This is a genomic window from Aeromonas dhakensis (assembly GCF_002285935.1).
Taxonomy (GTDB): Bacteria; Pseudomonadota; Gammaproteobacteria; order Enterobacterales; family Aeromonadaceae; genus Aeromonas; species Aeromonas dhakensis.
The window spans coordinates 4,501,608-4,520,925 of sequence record NZ_CP023141.1; the positions used below are offsets into that span (position 1 = coordinate 4,501,608).

General features: G+C 43.5%; 16 protein-coding genes. All 16 read right to left on the minus strand.

Going from position 1 to position 19,318, the window contains the following annotated elements; genetic code table 11:
• The 16 genes from CK627_RS20815 to CK627_RS20865 all read right to left on the minus strand — a co-directional run bounded on the left by CK627_RS20815 (position 1) and on the right by CK627_RS20865 (position 19,101).
• On the minus strand, positions 1-3,765 hold the full coding sequence (locus CK627_RS20815) for a tail fiber domain-containing protein (protein WP_095593268.1): 3,765 nt from the start codon (positions 3,763-3,765) through the stop codon (positions 1-3).
• A 51-nt stretch (positions 3,766-3,816) separates the two neighbouring features.
• On the minus strand, positions 3,817-4,002 hold the full coding sequence (locus tag CK627_RS20820) for a hypothetical protein (RefSeq protein ID WP_095593269.1): 186 nt from the start codon (positions 4,000-4,002) through the stop codon (positions 3,817-3,819).
• An 8-nt stretch (positions 4,003-4,010) separates the two neighbouring features.
• Entirely contained in the window at positions 4,011-4,421 is a 411-nt protein-coding gene (locus tag CK627_RS22715) for a hypothetical protein (RefSeq protein WP_157737201.1), read from the minus strand.
• Between the two features lie 85 nt (positions 4,422-4,506).
• Positions 4,507-8,331: a phage tail protein gene (locus tag CK627_RS20825; RefSeq protein ID WP_095593270.1), complete on the minus strand. Its 3,825-nt coding sequence runs from the start codon at positions 8,329-8,331 to the stop codon at positions 4,507-4,509.
• 18 nt (positions 8,332-8,349) lie between these two features.
• The gene (locus CK627_RS22720; protein ID WP_157737202.1) at positions 8,350-9,012 is read right to left on the minus strand and encodes a hypothetical protein; all 663 of its coding nucleotides are present in this window, start codon (positions 9,010-9,012) and stop codon (positions 8,350-8,352) included.
• Positions 9,012-9,566: a hypothetical protein gene (locus CK627_RS20830; RefSeq protein ID WP_095593271.1), complete on the minus strand. Its 555-nt coding sequence runs from the start codon at positions 9,564-9,566 to the stop codon at positions 9,012-9,014. The genes CK627_RS22720 and CK627_RS20830 overlap by 1 nt, the downstream gene beginning before the upstream one ends.
• Positions 9,567-10,052: 486 nt before the next feature.
• Positions 10,053-10,604, minus strand: coding sequence for a hypothetical protein (locus tag CK627_RS20835; protein ID WP_157737203.1), 552 nt, complete (start codon positions 10,602-10,604; stop codon positions 10,053-10,055).
• 20 nt (positions 10,605-10,624) lie between these two features.
• Positions 10,625-11,074, minus strand: a complete 450-nt coding sequence (locus tag CK627_RS20840) for a hypothetical protein (RefSeq protein ID WP_095593273.1) — start codon at positions 11,072-11,074, stop codon at positions 10,625-10,627.
• Positions 11,062-11,628: a hypothetical protein gene (locus CK627_RS22725; RefSeq protein WP_157737204.1), complete on the minus strand. Its 567-nt coding sequence runs from the start codon at positions 11,626-11,628 to the stop codon at positions 11,062-11,064. Before CK627_RS22725 ends, CK627_RS20840 begins: the two co-directional genes overlap by 13 nt.
• 44 nt (positions 11,629-11,672) lie before the next feature.
• The gene (locus CK627_RS20845) at positions 11,673-14,396 is read right to left on the minus strand and encodes a BT4734/BF3469 family protein (RefSeq protein WP_095593274.1); all 2,724 of its coding nucleotides are present in this window, start codon (positions 14,394-14,396) and stop codon (positions 11,673-11,675) included.
• 73 nt (positions 14,397-14,469) lie between these two features.
• A complete protein-coding gene (locus CK627_RS22730) occupies positions 14,470-14,649 on the minus strand; it encodes a hypothetical protein (RefSeq protein ID WP_157737205.1) in 180 nt (59 codons plus the stop codon).
• A gap of 257 nt (positions 14,650-14,906) precedes the next feature.
• A complete protein-coding gene (locus tag CK627_RS20850; protein ID WP_157737206.1) occupies positions 14,907-15,341 on the minus strand; it encodes a hypothetical protein in 435 nt (144 codons plus the stop codon).
• 82 nt (positions 15,342-15,423) lie between these two features.
• On the minus strand, positions 15,424-15,909 hold the full coding sequence (locus CK627_RS20855; protein WP_095593276.1) for an endonuclease domain-containing protein: 486 nt from the start codon (positions 15,907-15,909) through the stop codon (positions 15,424-15,426).
• Positions 15,910-15,957: 48 nt separating this feature from the next.
• Positions 15,958-16,587 (minus strand): hypothetical protein, encoded by a 630-nt coding sequence (locus CK627_RS22735; protein ID WP_157737207.1) that lies wholly within the window; start codon positions 16,585-16,587, stop codon positions 15,958-15,960.
• 218 nt (positions 16,588-16,805) lie between these two features.
• The gene (locus CK627_RS20860) at positions 16,806-18,686 is read right to left on the minus strand and encodes a terminase large subunit (RefSeq protein ID WP_095593277.1); all 1,881 of its coding nucleotides are present in this window, start codon (positions 18,684-18,686) and stop codon (positions 16,806-16,808) included.
• Positions 18,676-19,101, minus strand: a complete 426-nt coding sequence (locus CK627_RS20865) for a P27 family phage terminase small subunit (protein ID WP_095593278.1) — start codon at positions 19,099-19,101, stop codon at positions 18,676-18,678. The genes CK627_RS20860 and CK627_RS20865 overlap by 11 nt, the downstream gene beginning before the upstream one ends.
• Positions 19,102-19,318 lie beyond the last annotated feature (217 nt).

Sequence of the window (19,318 nt, forward strand, 5' to 3'; positions counted from 1 at the left end):
TTAAGCCCTCCCTTCAAGTGTTGCGATACGCGCTTCGAGCGTTTGGATAGCACCTGCCATGTAAGCAACGAGCTTTGCATAGTCAACAGTCAGTGTGCCCATTTCATCTTCTTGCGTTTGCACTACTTCTGGAATCACTTCCTGTAGCTCTTGCGCGATGAAGCCGCACTCTACGCGATCAGTATCGGTACCGATACGCTTGTACAAGACTGGACGTAGCTGCATAACGCTCTCTAAAGCGTTCTCCAGCGGTTCGATGTCTTTCTTTAGGCGTTGGTCGGAGTAAGAGCCGATGTTGCCAGAGAACACGACATCGCCGTTTGCAAGGTTCAGTGTCATTGGGTGACGACCATTAGGGCCACCGTCCCAGCTTGATGCGTTTGCACTGCCACCCCTGAGGATATAGAACAGGTTTGAGTTGTTGTGTAGCATAGCAGGCAAGTTGTCAGTGTCTTGGAACACTATAGTTGGTGAGGCATTGTTGATTGACATATTACCTGTAGTAGCAACACCGCTCGCACCCGTTGATACACCAGCAGCCGTTACCATGCTAGGTACGCTCATGTTACCTGATACATCAAATGTATAAGCTGCTTGTGTGCCTTTAGATCCTGCTTCTGCTGAACCTACACGAATAACAGCTTTACCCCATGCACCACCACCATTACGAAGCATGCCGAATTCAGCATCTGTAGTGTATCCGAAGCTATTAGCAACTGAACGGCCTTTGACTATCTGGTAATAATCGCTTCCACCTGGAACAGCGCCAAAATCTACTGAATAAGGAGCATATGCTTGGTATTGCTCTACAAAGGAGTGATTATTAGCTGAAGCCCAAGCTGCGCCATTCATTAGCTGAAAATTAGCACCTAAGCCCATTATGCGTTGGGTTTCAGTGAATGCTCCATTTGAAATACCAGTGTTAAGCATCCCAGTAGCAACATCAAGCCATTGCAGCCGTGCATGTTTACCTGGGCAATGCCATTCAAATACAGAGTTATTACCTGCCTTTGCAGTCATTTGGACAGAGCCAGTAAACCAACTGTTTACACCGGAATCAGTTTTGAACAGTACAGTTTGAGTTGTATCATTACCGGAAGCAATATTGAAACAGCCATCCGAGGCATAGGTATGGAACCATGTATTTTTGCCATCATCTTGGCAATAACGAATAGACGCTGCTTTATTCAGGATGATAGAGCTTTTACCATCCGGTGAAATCAAGCTGCCATTACCGGACAAGTTAATACCAGCTGGGGCATTGATGATGCCTGTTACAGTACCGCCAGCGAGCGGCAATGCATTCTTGGCACCATCATCGCCTTTAGGCCCTTGGATGCCTTGTATACCCTGCGCCCCTATGGGACCAGTGTCGCCTTTAACGCCTTGTATACCTTGAATGCCAGGCTTGCCATCTGCACCGTTCTTACCAGCTATGCCTTGTGGGCCAACGTCGCCTCGATCACCCTTCAATCCTTGTGGGCCTATAGGTCCAGTTACGCCAGTGTCGCCCTTAGCACCTCTGATATCTACGCCCTTCACGGTAACTAAGCCTGTTACCTCAAGGTTCCCTTCAATCTTGCCGCCTTTAACAGATACAGCGCCAATCTCGGCCGGTGTAGGCAAGTCATCAAGCGAAGTGGAGAGCTTGATCCAAGCGTCCCAAGTGTTATTGACGTTTCTACGAGTCCAGATCTTTCCGTTATGCGCATAGAAGGTCTGTTGAAGCCATACGCCACTAGCTGGGTTATCACCGCTTGAAGTCACGGTCATATGACCGTATGACGGCTCAGGAGTATCTACAGCTTTAGTATCTACTTGGTAATGGCCGGGCAAAGTGCAAACATTCAAGCTAGCGCCAGCGACACAAGTACCACGTGACTTAAAGAGCTTGTTATCATCTTTTAGCCAAGTACTATCAACACCTGATTTGTCAGACCAAATTTCTTTCCATTCATTCCATGGGCCGTCTTTACCATTCCATGCAGCTGACAAGCCACGAACGAATTTACGACAGGAATTGAAGGTAGTGTATTCTTGGCTGCAACCATAAGCTGATGGGGTAACAATGAGATCACCAGCTTCTTGAACTGGGTAATTATTAGCTGGTGTAGCGCTTGCATTTGCAGGCTGAAAATATACGCCGCTTGAATTGTAAGAGCCTAGTACATTCAGATTAACGTTGAGTGCAGCTTTGTAATAGGTAAAATTCTTCTCATCAACTTCTTTAAACTTTGCATCTACGTAATCTTTACGAGCAGAAGCATTCGGCAAGTTTGTTTGCGGGGTATTTTGGATGAAATCCTTAGCTGAACAAGTACCATCCGGTGTGATAATCAATATATCATTCTCACCGTTATTGCCATGCTTCAGCTTGAAGCTATTACCTTCACCTGTTAAATGGAAGCGGGTATTAGAACCTTCTTGAAACATAATAGTACTAGCATCCAGAATTTGGATTGCATTTGGTGCTTTGTTGACAATAAGAGGGCCAGACATTGAATCACCTGTCTTTGCCACATTCTTAGCATCTACTTGATTTGAGAAAGTACGTTCAGCAGCGCATTTATCATCAACATATTTTTTGTTGACTAGTTGGTTATTGTCATTGAATACATTTTGCTTGAAAATGATATAGCCTTGAACTTCACCGCCTTTAAGCGGGAGATAATCACTTGGCTTAAATGCTTTTATGTTGTTTAGTGATGTGGCGAGCTCAACTTCAGTACCGGTGTATCCACCTAAGCGTAGCCATTCAAGCGCAGGCTTGATGGTAGGCAGTAGTTTGTTTACTTCAGCTGTAATACGTGCGTTGATATCATCAAACTTCTTTTGGAGATCATCGGGGATAACGCCAGTAACATCTTTGTATGCCGTGCCATCCGATACAACCCATTCTTTGGTATCGGTAATAAAGTAGAAATCACCTAAATGAGCTTTAGGGTCAGGCAAATCTTTTACTGTATTAACAACAAAAATCTCAGTGATTGAAATCTTTTTTATTTCATCAAGCACCCAGCTTTTCGGGGCATAGTCTCGCTTGATAATTACAATCTCTTTATCTTGAGCTGTGTTTTTTGCTTCATGCTTTGCATCGATAGTCTTGGTGGTATCTTCAACTGTACCGATGGCAGAGAGCAAATTTGAACCGGAATCAATGATGCTTTGGTTCAGTACAACAAACTGATCTTGTACGGTCTTCATGTCCTTATCGGACTGGTCTTTATTGGTTGTAATACTCTTGCGCAAAGCGTCATCTGCATCTTTTCGAGTCTTGGCTTCAACGGCATCAGTATTTTTAAGTACTTGTACTTCGCTGTCTTTTTGTTTTTGCAGTGCATCGACTTTGTCGTTTACCTGCTCGCCTAAAGCAATACGGGCATCAGTCTCTGCTTGAGCTTTTAAACGGATATCAGCATTATCAATATCGTTTTGTTTGATTTCTGCTTGTAATGCATTGTCTTGTGCAGTGTCCTTGTCAGCTCGCGCTTTAGCTTCTGCTTTAAGTGCAGCAGTTTGTGCATCATCTTTCTTTTTGATTTCTGCGTTTACATCGTACCAAATTACGTCTTTGCCATTCGAAGACACTTGCAGAACCTTACCATTCTGGCCTTTTACATCTTGCACGTTTTCCAGATCTTGGATTTCGTAAATGTTGCTCAAGTAAGGGACACGAGCATAAACAACATCAACAGACGTTGCTCCTGAAGGGCCGTTCAAAGTTTCGATTTCAATAATGACTGGTGCGTTGGGGTTAAATTCCATTTGTGCCTCTTTTTATTATTATTGTTTAAGGGAAGATATCTTCCTTTAGGCTTATTGTTTTATTACAGGTACGTAAGCTTCCAGATAAAGCATTTCTCTAAAGGGGTTTTCTTCAACTGCTACTTCACCTTTCAGTGGAGCGTACAAATCATCTTCTAGTTGAAAATCCTCGATAATGTTTTCTAGCTCTGGCACTTCATCGCGCACCTTGTATTCATTTGCAAAAAAGTACTTCATACCACTCCTTATTCGGCTACATCCGGTCTAAACGTGATGATTCCTTGCATAAAAGTCGTCTTCATTTTGCGGGCAGGTACGCCGTCTTTAGCGGGGACGTTAATTGTCCATTCCAAGTCATAAACAAATGATTTAGGTGAGTTGTCGCGACGGAATTGAGCTGTATTGTCGCCAGTGAAATCGATTTGAAAGGCCCCAGGATAACGGGTTTGATTTAGTACGGTGATGCTGAGAGGAAATGAGGGGGTATTGGGGTCATAGCTGTATTGTGCTTTTGCAGCACCCTTAATCGTTAGCTTACTTAGGTCAACGGGGTAGGCTTTACCATCCGGTCCGCTTTGTAAGTAACGAAGTGTATAAGGTTTGTCGTCACCTATAATAGGCGACATGTTATAAATTGCTGGTTTTGTATCTGACATAGGCATCCTCTTATTTTTATTATTGGTTGCTTTATATTTATTAGTAAAAAATACATAAAAAAGGCCAGATTTCTCTGGCCCATTATTACTTGTTTATCCAGTTGACGAAGCAACCTTCCATAGATCGAACAAGAACAACATAATCTCTGTTAGTCCATACTCTATCTACATCCCAGTTTTTTGTGACTTGGCCTGCATTGTATCTGCTATAAGCGACTGTCGTCACTTGAAGCGTAACCACGCCACCTTGGGAGCCAACATTTACGGGGATACTAGACCAGCTAAATCCAGCTGTATGGAACTCGTGGTCGCATCTTGGAGTAGCGTCCACGGCTTCGCGCCATATTTCGACGCCATTAACCAGAACACGGCAACCAATACATGCCCATCCGTTATAGCCATACATCGAGTTAGCATATCCGCCCGCTTCACCGCGCATAGTGATTAGGCACGATGTTGAGAAGCGGCCTTCTGGGCTCTTTACTGTGTGTTCCGCTACTGTTTTCCACTGGCCTTTGATGGGAACACCAAACTCACCAAGGCCATAAGCTTTTCCCTCTGGTAGACCTATAATCTTGTCTGCATAAAGGAATCCATTCACGTGACAATCTTCGGTGATTGTACAGTTAGCAATCTGCATATTTGCAATCTTGCCTGATGATGCTTGAAGCTTGTTTGTATAAATGGTGCCATCCACAGCAATAAGGGTATTCCACCCAGAGCCCCAAGCACTATAAGGGCCACCTACACCAAAGCCTGCATGACCATCACCTATTCTTGATTGTGGCATAATGATAGTTGGCGTGTTCAGCTGCACATTAGCAGTTAAATGGTTTGAGCTAACTGCATTAGCAGCGATCTTATCAGATGTAATTGCATTAGCGGCTATGTTACCTGCACCTAAGTTTTTGATGATAGCATTATTCATGACCACTTCATCACCTGAAACTTGGAACTGTGCACGGTCAGTGCCAGTATTTGATCTAAGCACAATCTTATCGGCTTGCAGTACAAGCGATGAAGTTTTGGTCTTGCTATTGCCATACATTTCAATGCCAGCGATTGCGCCATTTGCATTCAATGAAGTAAACCACTTAGCTTCTACGTTACCTTCGATATCAGTAATTGTTTTAGCTTGCGTCTCGACTTTAGCGCTAACATCACCCATTTTAGTTTCTACAGTATCAACCCGTTTAGCTATTGCTTTGTTACCATCAACAATTGCGGTATTCAAAGTGGTTGAAGCTGCATTGATTGCCTTAGTGGTTTTTTCATCCTGCTTTTTATCTGTGTCAGTAATCTTCTGGGTTAGCTTTGCTTCAGTTGAAGTCAAGTTCTCTTGGACAACAGCATCACCTTTCAATGCAGCTTCTTTAGCAGCCTTGATTTCTGTATCGATGGTATCTTCAAGACCTTTAAGATCATTCTGTACTTGTGTAAGTAACTCGCCTTTAGTCTTTTCCAGCTTCTCTAAAATGGAAATAGCAGATACTGGAACTTCAGGCGATAAGTTAAGATCATCTTTACCAAACACATCGTAATTAGCTAGCCTAACATATCCGTTACCACTGAAACGCCCATCTACATAAAAGCCTGAATTGGTTTCTGCAATTACATCGGCTTCGGTAATCTTATAGCCTGTAGAAATGCTTTTCTTGTAGAAGTACAAACGAGTACCAATGTAGTCATCTTCAGCGCTTGGGCTCCATAGAACATGCAAGCCAGCCTCTGTTGCTGATACCTCAATCCCGTCTGGCTGTTTGCATTGCGGATTTAACGCCTTTAGAACAGCGGGAGCCTGCGACTTAGCACCACCCTTAGACACACACCTTACACGGAACTCAACGTAGCGAGAGACGCCGTTCGTTGCGTTATCCTTGAAGGTATAAATGAGATCCGGTGTCTTAGTTGAGTAAACCGCTGTGCGCTTGCCTGCGTTTTTGCCGTGGTACACTTCAATTTCGTAATGGTCGAAGACTTCACGCATTTTGACATCACGCTTTTGGTAGAATTGCGGATCCACTCTCACGCTAGTATCAAGCATATCATTCCATTTAAGCTGGAAGTCTTTTGTTGTGCTTACTGATTTGTCTGCATCTGTTGTAACAAGTTGCAAGCCCGTAATTTGTGGCATCAAGCTATCATCGCTTGCATCAATATCGAATATCTCAGCTGGATCACTATAGTGGTTGAAAACGGACTTAGCTTGCACTCTGAAATCCCAACGTTGATTAGCTGGTAATGTGCAATACAAATAAGGGTTCTTTGTGCTTTCGTAGTAATCCCATTTAGGTGCACCATTCAGCTTGTATTGAATAACGTAAGAGTCAACCGCTGTATATGAAGATGGAGCCCATTCTAGTAAGCCTGTCATCGTAGCGCCTACATCAACAATCTTGAAACTCAAGTTAGTCGGTGGATCAAATACCTCTGGTTCGACAGGTGCAAATTTTCCGCCGTCGGCAACATGCTTATGCTTGAAAGAGTTTGGCTTGTACTCCATGAGTTGAAGTTCAGCAGTCCCCATTTCATCAAGCTCAGTGCCTCTAGTAATATCCATTACGCGGAATGGAGTAATCTTATCAAGCAGCGGATGATCTACGTTGACTACATCACCAACTTCAAGCGCATAACCGACTTCGGTCGTCTTGAACTTGATCTCTTTCATGTCTCGCGTCATTTCATATAAAGTGCCAGCGATTCTATCTACTTGTGCTTTATCGCATGTGAAATCTCGTGTTAGCTTTGTTGGTTTTTCGAACCCATCACGCAAGATAAGTTCATCCCTAGACATGCTTGGATAACGTAATGTATCGCGTTGGAAGTTTTTGGTTCTGTCTCTGAATTCAATTTCAAGCGCATTAAACTCAGACATTGTAGGTGCAGGGTTAAAGACAACTTCAGAAATAATGTCATCTTCGGTAATTGTGCATACTGCTTCTTGTGGCGCGTTCCAAATAATCTTCCATTTGTCGGCTGAGTGGATCACCGTACATTGAAAATCATCTTGTAAGCGCTCAAGGTTTGCTTTTGCATTCTTTTTGGGGTCCGTACCACCATTACAAGTATTACCTTGCAGAGCACTGTATGATGCAAAGCCTTTGAAGGTATCAATATCGATATCGTTTATATCTACATTCATACCGAAAGGAGAAGTAACAAAGTCCAAAATACACCATGATGGGTTTGCACCTACGTTACCATTTTCATTTGTGTAAACTAAATTTCGATTCTTGGAGTTGTAATCGATAATCTTTTTACCCTTGATGATGCACTCAAGATCTGGCTTGTTCTGGATTTCTCCATTCTCATTATCGCGGCGCATTACTAATGCAATCTGAGCAAGGCCAATGCCTTTACAAGTTTCATCGTATTCAGGGCGGCGTAATGCAATTTCATTAAAATGGAATGCGCCTGCACCTGTATTGTACTGTGCAATAATCTGATTTTTATACTTGGGGGCTATCCATTCAGCTGGAATAGTGCCGCATGTCTTCAATGCTTTTCGTTTGTCGATAGGTACAAGCAAAGAATCGCCGTCTACTTGGATATCTACAATTTCTTCAATTGGGCCTTCAGCTAGTGTATAGACCAAGCAATACCATTCGCCCTCAGTGCAGTCCTGCTCGTTGATTGGCTTGAGCTTGCCCTCAGCTAGTAGCTTGGCATACAGCTTACCAGACAGGCCACTGCCTGATTTGCCATAGTTTGAGACTCGGTTGTATGTAACGGTTGATCCGCATTTAGTCTCACCGTATACACACGCGAGCCCAACAGCTGCGCCTTCATGTTGCACTTCATATCCTGCATCTTCACGATGCTGCTCTTGTTTGTCTTGAGTGATCCCCAAGAACTTACCTACACTTTTGAAAATCTTCGTGATTGGCTTAAAGATCTTACCAATTCCCATAGTGCTTCCTTATTGTTATTATTTTTTGGTCCATTTTTGTTTTTTGGCTGCTTCGGTGCTTGAGCTATATATGAGGCAGTTATCACCTGGCACCACAGCTATATGTGTTGAGTGCGCCGTTTTTGTTGACGTTGTTTCAGCTAGACCTTGGAGTAAATTCACGGTAGCAATAGATAACTTGTCGTACTTCTCAGTATTTCGATCCATAGTCATTGTTATCTTGTCTACAAATCCTTTAAAGACAGGGACGACTGCATCCGGTACATCGACACCTGATACGCCCATATAAGCGTAATAGACGTAGACGGGTGCTCTTATGTAGCTTTTTGAATTGACGATGCTCTTGAATAGTTCAAGATCCACTTTCAAGTCGATGTTGCAACCTTTAGTATTGAGTTCAATACTTTCTTTATTCTCTTTGATAGCTTCAAGCCATCCATTGTTATTGTACGTTTCGCCACCGTAAGTTATTGAGCTATACGGGCTATTAGTTATACATAACCGGTAGCCTTTAAACTCAATCTTTACTAGCGTATATATTTCATCATATGCACGTAAGATATCAGCTACAGTAAATGGCTTGTTGTAGTAATAGGGATGCGCCGCTTTCTTTTCATCAACAAAGGCTCTTACTTTAGGATCTCGGTCGTACAATGGTTTAAGCATCTTATAGCCGTTCATTATACCTCCGATACTTTAAAGCTGTATTCAACGTTCCAATAAACGTCACTCTTATAGGTAGTGTTGCCTTCGAGTAAAGTCACTAGTACTAGCGGCTTCATAGAAATGATTTCGTTTGCTTTAAACGTGGATCGGCATTTAGGGGTGAAGTCAACATTACCAGAGCCTAAAACTGAGCTTGTTGCTTGGTACAATTTGCCGGAGTTCATGAAGGTGAAGTAATCACCATATAAGATTGAGCCTGTAACATTCATTGTATTAGCGCCAACTTTCAAATCAGCACCTAAAGTACAATTTCTGCTTGAGCTCCATAATTGGGGAGGGGAGATATAGAAGGGTACGCCTACATGACTTGCTAAGAATGCTTCGAGCCGCTTTGCGTTGCGTTCGCCGATAGCAAACATGTCAATCTCGAACTCATAGCGTTGAGTCCCAGTTGCTCTAGTTAAAACCTTACCTGTTTGGGTGATGTTCTTTTGCATACCAGTTACGTTTGTAATCTGGCAGTTGGTCATGTCAAGGCTCCCTGCAATAATAGGGAGTGAGTCGAACATTATTGCTCCTTGTTGTACTTGAGTAGTTCAATTGTATTTATGGAGCAAAATTAAAAGGATTATTCAGGGGATGCAGTAAAAGTAATGCAATGCGCAAGTGCTGCTGTCGCTTGCTGTAATGCGCTATGCGCGTTTATACGTGCTTGTTAGTGCACTGCTATAGCTATGCGCTTAAAGCGCGGAGACGCAAGGAGAGGCGTTTGTGTTGCTTGTGGGCAATAGAAGGGATTGGAGTTGTTGTTTGCTGTGTTGTGTTGCTGCAAGAAATGCAAGGTTTCCTTATTATAATAAGCTTTCCTTGCATTTCTTGCAGTAGTTGTTAAGCACAACTAGTTCAAAAGCGACTTGTGTTTGTGCACATAAGCCGAAGCCAGATAGGACTTAGTTCACTACGTGCTGCAAGAAATGCAAGGTTTCCTTATTATAATAAGCTTTCCTTGCATTTCTTGCATTTCTTGCATTTCTTGCAGACAGTAACAATCGCAACTAATAATCAATACCCCATCCATTAGGTGGTGAGTGCCATTGCAATGTCTCTTCCAGGTAATCAATAGCAGCTTTATAGTCCGTGGTGCTCAAGCAATAGCATTCCGACATGCCACTGAACTCAAAATCCGGTATGTACTGCAAGCCACTATATCTAAGAGCACCATGCAGCTTTTGCTCGTAGTACTCCGGCCTATACTCATCTTCAAACATCCACTCTTCCATTGGGATCACATTCATGAACTCAATCAAGATATCATCGAATGGGCTAAGCTCGTTGAACTCTTCCATTGCAGCTTTTGAAGTAAAGCGAGTGGCAGGATCGCGGCTAAATCCCACCTTAGTAAAGGACTCGCCTAGCATGTCAATCTTAGCAAAGTAGATATAGCCGTATGAGCTGCGTTGAACAGCAGGTAAGTTTATAACTGTGATCATTTTTACTTTCTCCGTGTAAGTGCCCAGCAAAAACATAAAGGGCAAAATACACATGAAAAACAGCTGTTTTTCATCAAAAAACAACAAAAATATGCTTGTTTTAAGCTGTTTTTGCACTGTTTTTCGTGTGTATTTGTTTAGTGTAATGTATTGCTTAAATTTGCTTTATCCACTAGACCATCCATTTCTTCTAGGACTTCGCCTATTACCCTGCTTATCTCAACAGCTGTTTTGTCTGTTAATGGATAACACTCGGTATAGCCTTCAAATCCATAAGACCACATCAAGTACTGGATAGACTTAACCTGTTGCTGGTTCAAAACCATTTTAAGCTTATAGTGAATCTTCTTTTCGAAGCGTGTTAGTTGAGCTGGGCTCATTTGATCGAATACCGCAGGCTGCTCCTGTATAACGAGATACAGCATGTCGCTTGCTCTCTCGCATTTGCAATACCGCAAGGTGGGATCTTTAGTGAATCCCACTTTGTAAGCTTGTCTGCCGCTTACAGTAACGATCCCAGCGTATAAGTACCCATTAGCGTTATAGTCAACGGGCCTAAGCCCGTCTCCGTAAGTTATGCTTGCCATGTTGAGCCTCCATGCGCCATCAGGCTGAATTCCCATTCAGCCGATCCAACATTGAGCTGAACAATCTCTTTTGGTATTGTTGTAATCTCACCGTTATAACCATCGATGTTACAGGCACAACAAAAGGCCAGTGGCTCACCATACTCAATTTCTTCAGCATCGGTGCTTAGATCAACGCGATAAAACGTACAAACCTCAAAGCTCGTATTCGCCATCTGCACCACAAACACGTTCATTGCATTTATGCCATAACACGATGTTTTTAGAGGGATTATATTTGTGTCGAGAGGAACGTCATATGTCATTTCATCAATCTGCGTACACCCAAAAGCAGGAAGTAAAACTTGCAATAGAGACCCATGTTCCCTAGTCGTCCACAAAGTAGATGCTGGTGCACTACGTTTATATTCTGGGTTCCGCATTATGTCTTTATATTCACTAAACTCAGTGTAATCCATCCATAGCTTTATGTTTTCATCGATGGGCGTAGGCTCATGCCATACACCTTTTTTTTGTTGGAGTCGTGCCCGAATCTCTTCCATTGTAAGTGCCATTATTGTCTTCCTCTTATAAGCAGCCCGAAGGCTGCGCTTACTTGTTATGCGAAGTACCACCAAGTACTTCTTTTGCCGTTATGAGTCTTCACTTTTGTAATGAACCCTCTTGCCTTCATGATTTCGTACACCGCTGTTACTAAGCCGTTATTGCGCAAGTCACTTTTTGCAGTCCCAATCTTTTGAAACTCCACATGGACGAGCTCTTTGACTGTTTTTGACTCCAAATGTCCTTGCTGCTTAACAGCGTCAATCGCTACTGCTGCTACAGCGTCAGCTTTGTACAAAGCGTTCTGTACCATTGCACCAAACGCGGCTTGTATCGCTTTAGGCGCGTTGTCCAGCTTGTCTTTGGAGGCGATGTCGTAAACGTGCGGGGTGAGGATATCCAGTTCCAGCGTCTTGCCGTTTCTGAGGTTGTTTGCTGCCACTACAAGCAAGCATTCCGCCCCTCTGTTGCGATAGCCCACGTTGCGGCCGATGGCTTGGTTAGCTTGATCCGATATGATTACCGAAATGGCAGTCTCTTCATCACAGCCCAAGCGCATCATCATGTCGCCTATAGCCTCTGGGCAAGGTGAGCCCAAGAGCACCGCTGTCTTTTTGGTCATCATGTCGTTACTGCCCTTGCAACCCTCAATGGTTACATCACCAATAGGCTTGTCGCTGTCATCCTTACCATCCGAAATGACGTAGTACCCATGTTTACGCAACATCTCAGCCATTGTGACCCGTGCATCAGCGCCTTGTGCGTTGGCTAAGCTCTTCACGATCACCACAGATAGGTTGTCGTCTTCGAGTACCTTAGGTGCTCCTAAATGCTCCATGGAATGTATGATCTCGGGGAACAGCCGTTTCATCTTCAGGTTAGGTGTGCTCTTGTGCCCAAATGCACGTAGCAAGCTCTTCTCCGCTGACAGCATGACCACACCGCCCTCACGCGCGGCTACTACCTTCATGAAGTCTTGAATGACCTCTTCGGCCTCTGCATCCTGTGCCTTGCATTCCACTAGGCCGCCGAAGCTGTATGCCACTTCTGTGCTGTCAATAAACTGCACATCATCTGCTGCCATTTCATCAAACACGACTACATGGCCCGCGAACGACTTGATCGCTTCGCCCACTTGCACCTTTGCATGGCAGCAAGTAACGAATGGCTTTTTCATCTTCTCTCTGTTGTCTTTGAGCTTTACCTGGATGTCGTTGAACTGCTGCTCGGTGATGATGCCGTCAGTAAGCAGCTGCCGCACAACGGAGCCCTCAAACGTCTCGTCTGCGTAGTACTCGGAGCAGCGTATAACAGCCGCTTTGCTCTGGGTCACTTCAAACACTATTTCCGACGTGCCTTTCCACACTTGGAAGATTGGGTTCGCTTTAGCAAACGCATCACGGTTCGCTCTGGTATTGGTGCAAAACAGCATCCCATGCCATACCGAGTCCCGCCCTTTGATATCCTCGTTGATCATCCTCGCAAGCTCGCCCATTGTCTTGGACTTGCCGGAGCCTGCGTTCTCAACCACTGTAACCAAACGGGAGCGATCCAATGCGCTGTATATGCGTTTGGCTTGTTCGGTGAACTCATGCTCGAAGCGAGTAAGGTTAACTGTGCGTTCGGCGGTGCTGATAATGCCTAGGCTCAAGTCGCTGTACTTCCGTTTTACAGTCTTCTTGCCTGCTGTAATGTACTTCTCAAGTGCATCGATCTCTTCGCGTAGCTCGTTGTAACGCTCGGTATCAATGCCTGAATCGACTTCTATCATGTCGCTAGCGTAACGGTTACGCTCGGTACGCACTGCTTTTTCTGCATTTGCTATCTTGGTAGCAGGCTTCCACGTTGCGCGTAAGGCCATCCGAAGTTGCTCTAAGTAAGACAGCATATCAACGTAAGGCACTCCGCTTTTAACCATGAAGCAAGCCAAGCCAAACGAGCTCATTTCGCCAGTATTGGAATTCAACATGTAACGCTGAAGGCGTCTTTCAACTTCTGCATTACGTTCTTGGATTACTTCATCGGTGATTACGTTCTTCTTTACTGTGCAAAGTTGCTTGATATCATTGCTTAGATCGTTCAGCTTCTTTCTAGCTGTGTACAAGTCGTTAAAAGCAGCGTTTAAGTCTTGTACTGTACTTTGGCTTTCAGGTTGATAGAAAGCATTAGCATCATAGCTAAAGTAACATTGTCTGTTAGGGTCACAAGCTGCTGGATCGTAGTAGTTGCCCAAGTCCAAACGCTCAAGTGTAGATCGAACAAAGAAGCGAACAGCTTTAGTGAAGTCTTCTTTCTGTGTAATGCTCATGCTAGGCATGTTGTGCACATAGAAAACCTTGATGCCATCGCCTGATGGGCTTTGAAATATTGCTACTGGGTTTGTGCTTGCTATTGCTTCTTTTACACGTTTGAAATCACCTACTGGAATGTTATCTAAGTCTAAGTGCACATAGCTTGTGGGCTCCCAGCGTGAATGATCAAACACTTCGTTACTATCACGCAAGCGTACATTCTTATCTTGAATGTAACCGTGCGGCATAAAGCTCGGTACAAACTGCTCTTTTGGGATCTTGTGTGAAGCACGGCCATCAAGTTCAGCTGCGTTTTGCTCTGCTTGCTTTGCAGTGCGGTAATCTTCAATGTTTTGTTTATAGGTGCCTGCTTTTACATTTTGGATGATGGTCTCTAGGGACTGTTCATCGGTTGCTTTCTTTTCGAAATAACCATTCATCCAAACTCTTGAAACTAACTGCATGTTCTTGATAAATACTTTTGACATATCGCTTACTTCCTCTTCGTTATTATGTTATTGGCCTCGGTGTTCTCCAGCACTGGGGCTTTTTTGTCTCTGCTTAATCAAACAGCCCTTCTTTAAGGCGCTTAATAGCTCTTGAGACTGTTGCGTGTGTTAGGTGGTGGGTTTTGCCAATGCTTTCCATGGAGTAGCCTAGATCGTTAAGGCGCTTAAACTCGGCTGCCATATCTTTAGTTACTTGTGGTTTTCTTCCTACTTTTTTCTTTAGTTCATACATGGTGAATCTCCTTTAGCTTAAATGTATTTATAATTTTCCACGAAAAATCCTACGTAATTAAGTACAGAGACAAGCAAATAAAGAGCCCAATTGCTTGGGCCCTAAATTCGCGGCAAACATAGAGTATTCGGAGACATTATAATGAGAAAGCAAGTTCGGGCGGGTCGCCCTAAAGTGTCACAGCCAGCTGTAACGGCTTATACTTTATTATAACAATTTATTTCGGGTTTGTTTAAGGTACATCAGAAGTTTTTCAGTTACTCCACGTTTCGGACGCGCTGAAGAAGCTCAACTTGGTGCTCTGCTAGGGTCACGATCGACTTGGATTGTTGCATGTCGCCGCGCTGTAGCTCGATGATCGCGTCACGGTGCTCGTTGGTGAGATTGACGATACGAGCAGTCATGTTGAGGTCTGCGTCCACAACCTTAGCTAGCTGATCCACTGCCAGCTTTGACTGGTGAGCATCATTAGCCAGGAACTCAACACTGTCCTCGATGGCAGTCATCCGCTTGGCTGATGGTGCAGGGTCGTTCGAGTGCGCCCATACGTTAAAGACAAACGCTGCTGACACGCCTACGAGCATCCAGAAGTTGATCTTGCCTAACCGTTTCATGCTCTTCAGTTCGGACTCTTTGATTTGTACGATTGGGTCTTCAACGTTGGTATCTAGTGCCATTACATTATGTTCCATTTTAGTATCTCCGTTAAATGATTTATCTTCTAAATGTATTTATAAAAACGATTGAGAAAACCCTTGAAATAACCATTAAATTTCAAGATTTTTTTCGTTTGTTTTTAGCTTTAGGGTCTAAGTGCTCTTTGTAGAGCTCAACTAGCTTGTCTTTTGTTTGCTTCGTGCAAAAGGCGACATTAAGCGAAGCCAACAGCTCTATCTGCTCATCTTTATTCAAGCGCTTGAAACGCTTAACTTCGTCTTTTATCCTGTTTGGATGGTAGTCTTCCGCGCTGTAATCTTTGCTATAGTACGAACCCAAGTTAACAAGAAACTGTACTGTACCTTCTTTATTGAGCGCGTTTACTGTCCCACTGCGAACTAGCACCTTCCATACAGAACCCGCTGTAGTGTTACAGGTAGAGCAGAGCACAGATCGCAAGTGGTGTTCATGCGGCTCACCTAAATGGCTGTGATCGGCCACAGGTGATTTTATTGTGCGCGAGCAAAGAGGACATACGTTGTTTGTACCGAGCCTAGTGTCTCTCCATTGCTTCAAATCCTTTTGTTTTAGTTGTTCGGGCATTTTATTGTTGTTCTCCTTGCCTACTATAACAACTTCATTTAGAAGTGTTTAAGATCCTCTTTTCGTTTTGAGGTACTTTATTTGTGAGTAATTACCGAACAGTGTCATACCTTCCGGCGCTTTGTATGGTTCTATTTCATCGTGGGCTTGCTCTAGCTCATACGATACTTGGCGCAAAAACTTATTAACTCTCCGTCTGCGTTTATCTACTGAGCTGTATTCTTCAGTTAGAAATGCTGGCAAGTCTGCTACTAAGATACGTTGATCTTCAGGGTAATCTGCTGTCACATACACTACCATTAAGCTTTCGCCTTTATGCTGGATGATCTCTTCAGGAAAGTACCCAGCTAAATTGCTGTAGTTCAAATAGCAGTGACTATCTTTTTTTGTTTTACCTAATATCATGACAGCTACAGTGCCAGTGTGCTCTAACAGTAAGCTTACAGATACGTCAGCTAATGGATCGTATATGGCATAAAGATCGCATTTCAAATCGATATTGTGCCTGCGTAGTAGCGTGAACACTTCACTTGTTTTGTTGGTTGGGATCATGCGCTCATCGCCTATACACCCACGTAAGCTTCGCCATGACCTAGTACAAACAAGCATCATGCACTTCAGGTCTTGCATTGCGTGGATAACTGGAACGGAAAGTTTGACTGTTTTGATATCTGACATATAAATCTCCTTTTGTCTGCCTCTTTTATTTATGAAATCTTCAAGTAATACCTCAACAATTATTTCAAGTATTTATATAGAGCCAACAAAAAAGCGCCTAAATGGCGCTAATGTCATTTCGAGTGCTGCTTTTGCTCTGCAAGAAATGCAAGGTTTCCTTATTATAATAAGCTTTCCTTGCATTTCTTGCAGTAACTCAACAGAGCAAGCCCATGTGGTTATTGCTTCTTCTTACCTAAAGCTCTTGGTTTGAATGTATCCCAAGTACTTACTTTTTGATCTTCGCGATGCACATAGCCAGCAAGAGCAGTAATAGCCGCTTTTACACAGTCAATCTTGTACTCAGATCCTTTACTGTCCTTCTCAACGGACACACAATCATTCCGGTCTACTTGGATACAAGCATTGCGCAAGCACCACTCCATAACACCAGAGCCGTTATGCTTTAGCTGTCCTTCAATGATCAAGCGTTCAAAGAACTTAGTAGGCTCGTTCAAGTTGCTTTTGCTTTGTGGCCGCAGGTTAGCAGGCAGGCCAACCTTAGCTAGGTCTCTATGGAGCTGGTTAGCATTCCATGGATCCATTTCGATGGTTTTTACATTGAACAAACGACAAGCATCCTTTAACTCATCATAAAGCACGTCAAAATCACAAGTACTGCCATCAGTAAATTCAAAGCTTCCATCTTTAGCGTTACTCCATCTAATGTAATCCTGCTGGTTATTGATGCTTTGTTCGCTTAGTGCCTCACGTGGAAATAATGCCTTGGTGAATACGCGATAAGTATTGCCTTCATGGAATACATAAGAGATTGCACTCAAATCCGAGTTCAAACCAATATCCACACCGATATAACAATCTGTTTTAGTATTGAAGTAGTCTTCTATCTTCAGCTTGAAATCAGCTGAGTCTTTTATGGTCTGAGCAGATAGCCATTTATCGGAGCCTTGCACAAACACATTCAAGTACTTCGTGAAGAAGTTGGCTTGTTGGCTTGGACGTAGCAAGCAGGTATTACTTAGCTCAATCAAATCATCAATCTTACGAGCACCAGACCGCAAGCTTGGGTTAGCTTTGCGCCAGACTGTTTCGTGTAGCCAGTTATCTCCTTTGTCTATTGTATAAAGAGCACAGAAAGTACTTTCATAACTCTCAGGCTTAGCTACTTGAGTTAGTATCTTTTCGCAGTCCATAAAGACTTCATGACCGATACAACCTAAGTTTGTGCCTGCTGTAGAAATAACAAAGAAGAGAGGATTTAATCGCGAGCCGATACTTGTCTTCATTACGTTATAAACATCGGCATTTTTGAATGAGTGCACTTCATCGACGCAGGCGAAATGGCTATTCAAACCGTCCAAGTTATCCGCGATGGAGTTCTTGGGCTCAAACCTAGCATTCAGCGACTCGCAGATGATGGCATCGTTATTCATTTTGAGATCGAGGGACTTGCCTAAGACACTCTTCTTGAGCATCTGCTTAGCGTCTTCGAATACGATCCTGGCTTGCTTGCCTGATGGGCCAGTGGTGAACACATCCGCACCCACCTCACCGTCTGCTAGCAGCATATAGAGAGCAATACCACAGGCTAAGGTACTCTTACCGTTCTTACGGGATACGAACACGTTAGCGTCACGGAAGCGTCTCAGGTACTTGCCTTGCACTGGGGTCTTTTGCACCCATCCGAAAATGGAACCCACAATGAATTGCTGCCAAGGCAAAAGCTTAAACGTGCCGCTAGTTGCTTTAACGTGAGAAAGGAACTTGTAGAAATCAATTGCTTTAAAAGCGTGCATTGGGCTGTAGGTGTATTTGGAGCCATCTGTTTTTGCACGCTGCATATCAATGATGTGGCGCACACAAGCAAGCTTCACGTTCAAGCACGTTTCATCTTTATACTTAGTCAGTGCTTCATAACAGTACTGATGAACCCATCTAGGGTCTTGCTCGTCTTCAGCTAAGTCAAAGTTGTAAGCATCAAAGTTAACGCCGTACATGCTGAACTTTGAAGGGTCTAAAGCTAGCTCTTTGTAATCAACTTGGTTCCACTGCTCGTAGGTTAAGCGAGTCCGGTTTGTTTTGTTTGTATTACAGATCATATTCGCCCCCGTCTAATGTAGGGAGCTGAGTAAGTGCCTTTATTAGATCCATCCGTGCTTCATTGGCACTAGGCGATTCAGCTTGGATAGCAGATTTGGATTTAGGGGTAAGGCCGAACTCTTTAAGGCCATCTTGCAAGTCTTTAAATGCTCGATCACGAACATGAACAAGTGGGCTTTGAATCTTACGAGGCTGACCTTTATCGCCCGGTTGGGTGATCATGTCGCCATCAGTCATTAGCTCAATATGAGCTCGCTTGTATGTAGCGAAACGTTCAGCTTGGAATGCAATGGCTAGCAGGTAGAGGGTAGGATCAATGCCATTTGCTTCTAGTGCTTTAACAAGCAGGTCAGTATATAAAGTGACATCTTTGTGTTTGATGGCTAGTTGGACTCTAGCTCTTTTTTGCGTCATGACGCCTCCATTATTATTGTTATTGTTTGGAGTGATGTGGCGAATACTCGCCTTGTTATTAGCTGCTGCAAGAAATGCAAGGAAAGCTTATTATAATAAGGAAACCTTGCATTTCTTGCAGAGCAAAAAGGACATGCCCTTTAATAGGAGCACAATATTTAAGCAGCAAGTGCAAATGGGGAAATGAAATTCAAAAATTGGTTTGCTATAGAAACGA

Coding starts and splice junctions, on each gene's coding strand:
- CK627_RS20815 (WP_095593268.1), bottom strand. CDS start 3,765: ATGGAATTTAACCCCAACGCACCAGTCATTATTGAAATCGAAACTTTG.
- CK627_RS20820 (WP_095593269.1), bottom strand. CDS start 4,002: ATGAAGTACTTTTTTGCAAATGAATACAAGGTGCGCGATGAAGTGCCA.
- CK627_RS22715 (WP_157737201.1), bottom strand. CDS start 4,421: ATGTCAGATACAAAACCAGCAATTTATAACATGTCGCCTATTATAGGT.
- CK627_RS20825 (WP_095593270.1), bottom strand. CDS start 8,331: ATGGGAATTGGTAAGATCTTTAAGCCAATCACGAAGATTTTCAAAAGT.
- CK627_RS22720 (WP_157737202.1), bottom strand. CDS start 9,012: ATGAACGGCTATAAGATGCTTAAACCATTGTACGACCGAGATCCTAAA.
- CK627_RS20830 (WP_095593271.1), bottom strand. CDS start 9,566: ATGTTCGACTCACTCCCTATTATTGCAGGGAGCCTTGACATGACCAAC.
- CK627_RS20840 (WP_095593273.1), bottom strand. CDS start 11,074: ATGGCAAGCATAACTTACGGAGACGGGCTTAGGCCCGTTGACTATAAC.
- CK627_RS22725 (WP_157737204.1), bottom strand. CDS start 11,628: ATGGCACTTACAATGGAAGAGATTCGGGCACGACTCCAACAAAAAAAA.
- CK627_RS20845 (WP_095593274.1), bottom strand. CDS start 14,396: ATGTCAAAAGTATTTATCAAGAACATGCAGTTAGTTTCAAGAGTTTGG.
- CK627_RS22730 (WP_157737205.1), bottom strand. CDS start 14,649: ATGTATGAACTAAAGAAAAAAGTAGGAAGAAAACCACAAGTAACTAAA.
- CK627_RS20850 (WP_157737206.1), bottom strand. CDS start 15,341: ATGGAACATAATGTAATGGCACTAGATACCAACGTTGAAGACCCAATC.
- CK627_RS20855 (WP_095593276.1), bottom strand. CDS start 15,909: ATGCCCGAACAACTAAAACAAAAGGATTTGAAGCAATGGAGAGACACT.
- CK627_RS22735 (WP_157737207.1), bottom strand. CDS start 16,587: ATGTCAGATATCAAAACAGTCAAACTTTCCGTTCCAGTTATCCACGCA.
- CK627_RS20860 (WP_095593277.1), bottom strand. CDS start 18,686: ATGATCTGTAATACAAACAAAACAAACCGGACTCGCTTAACCTACGAG.
- CK627_RS20865 (WP_095593278.1), bottom strand. CDS start 19,101: ATGACGCAAAAAAGAGCTAGAGTCCAACTAGCCATCAAACACAAAGAT.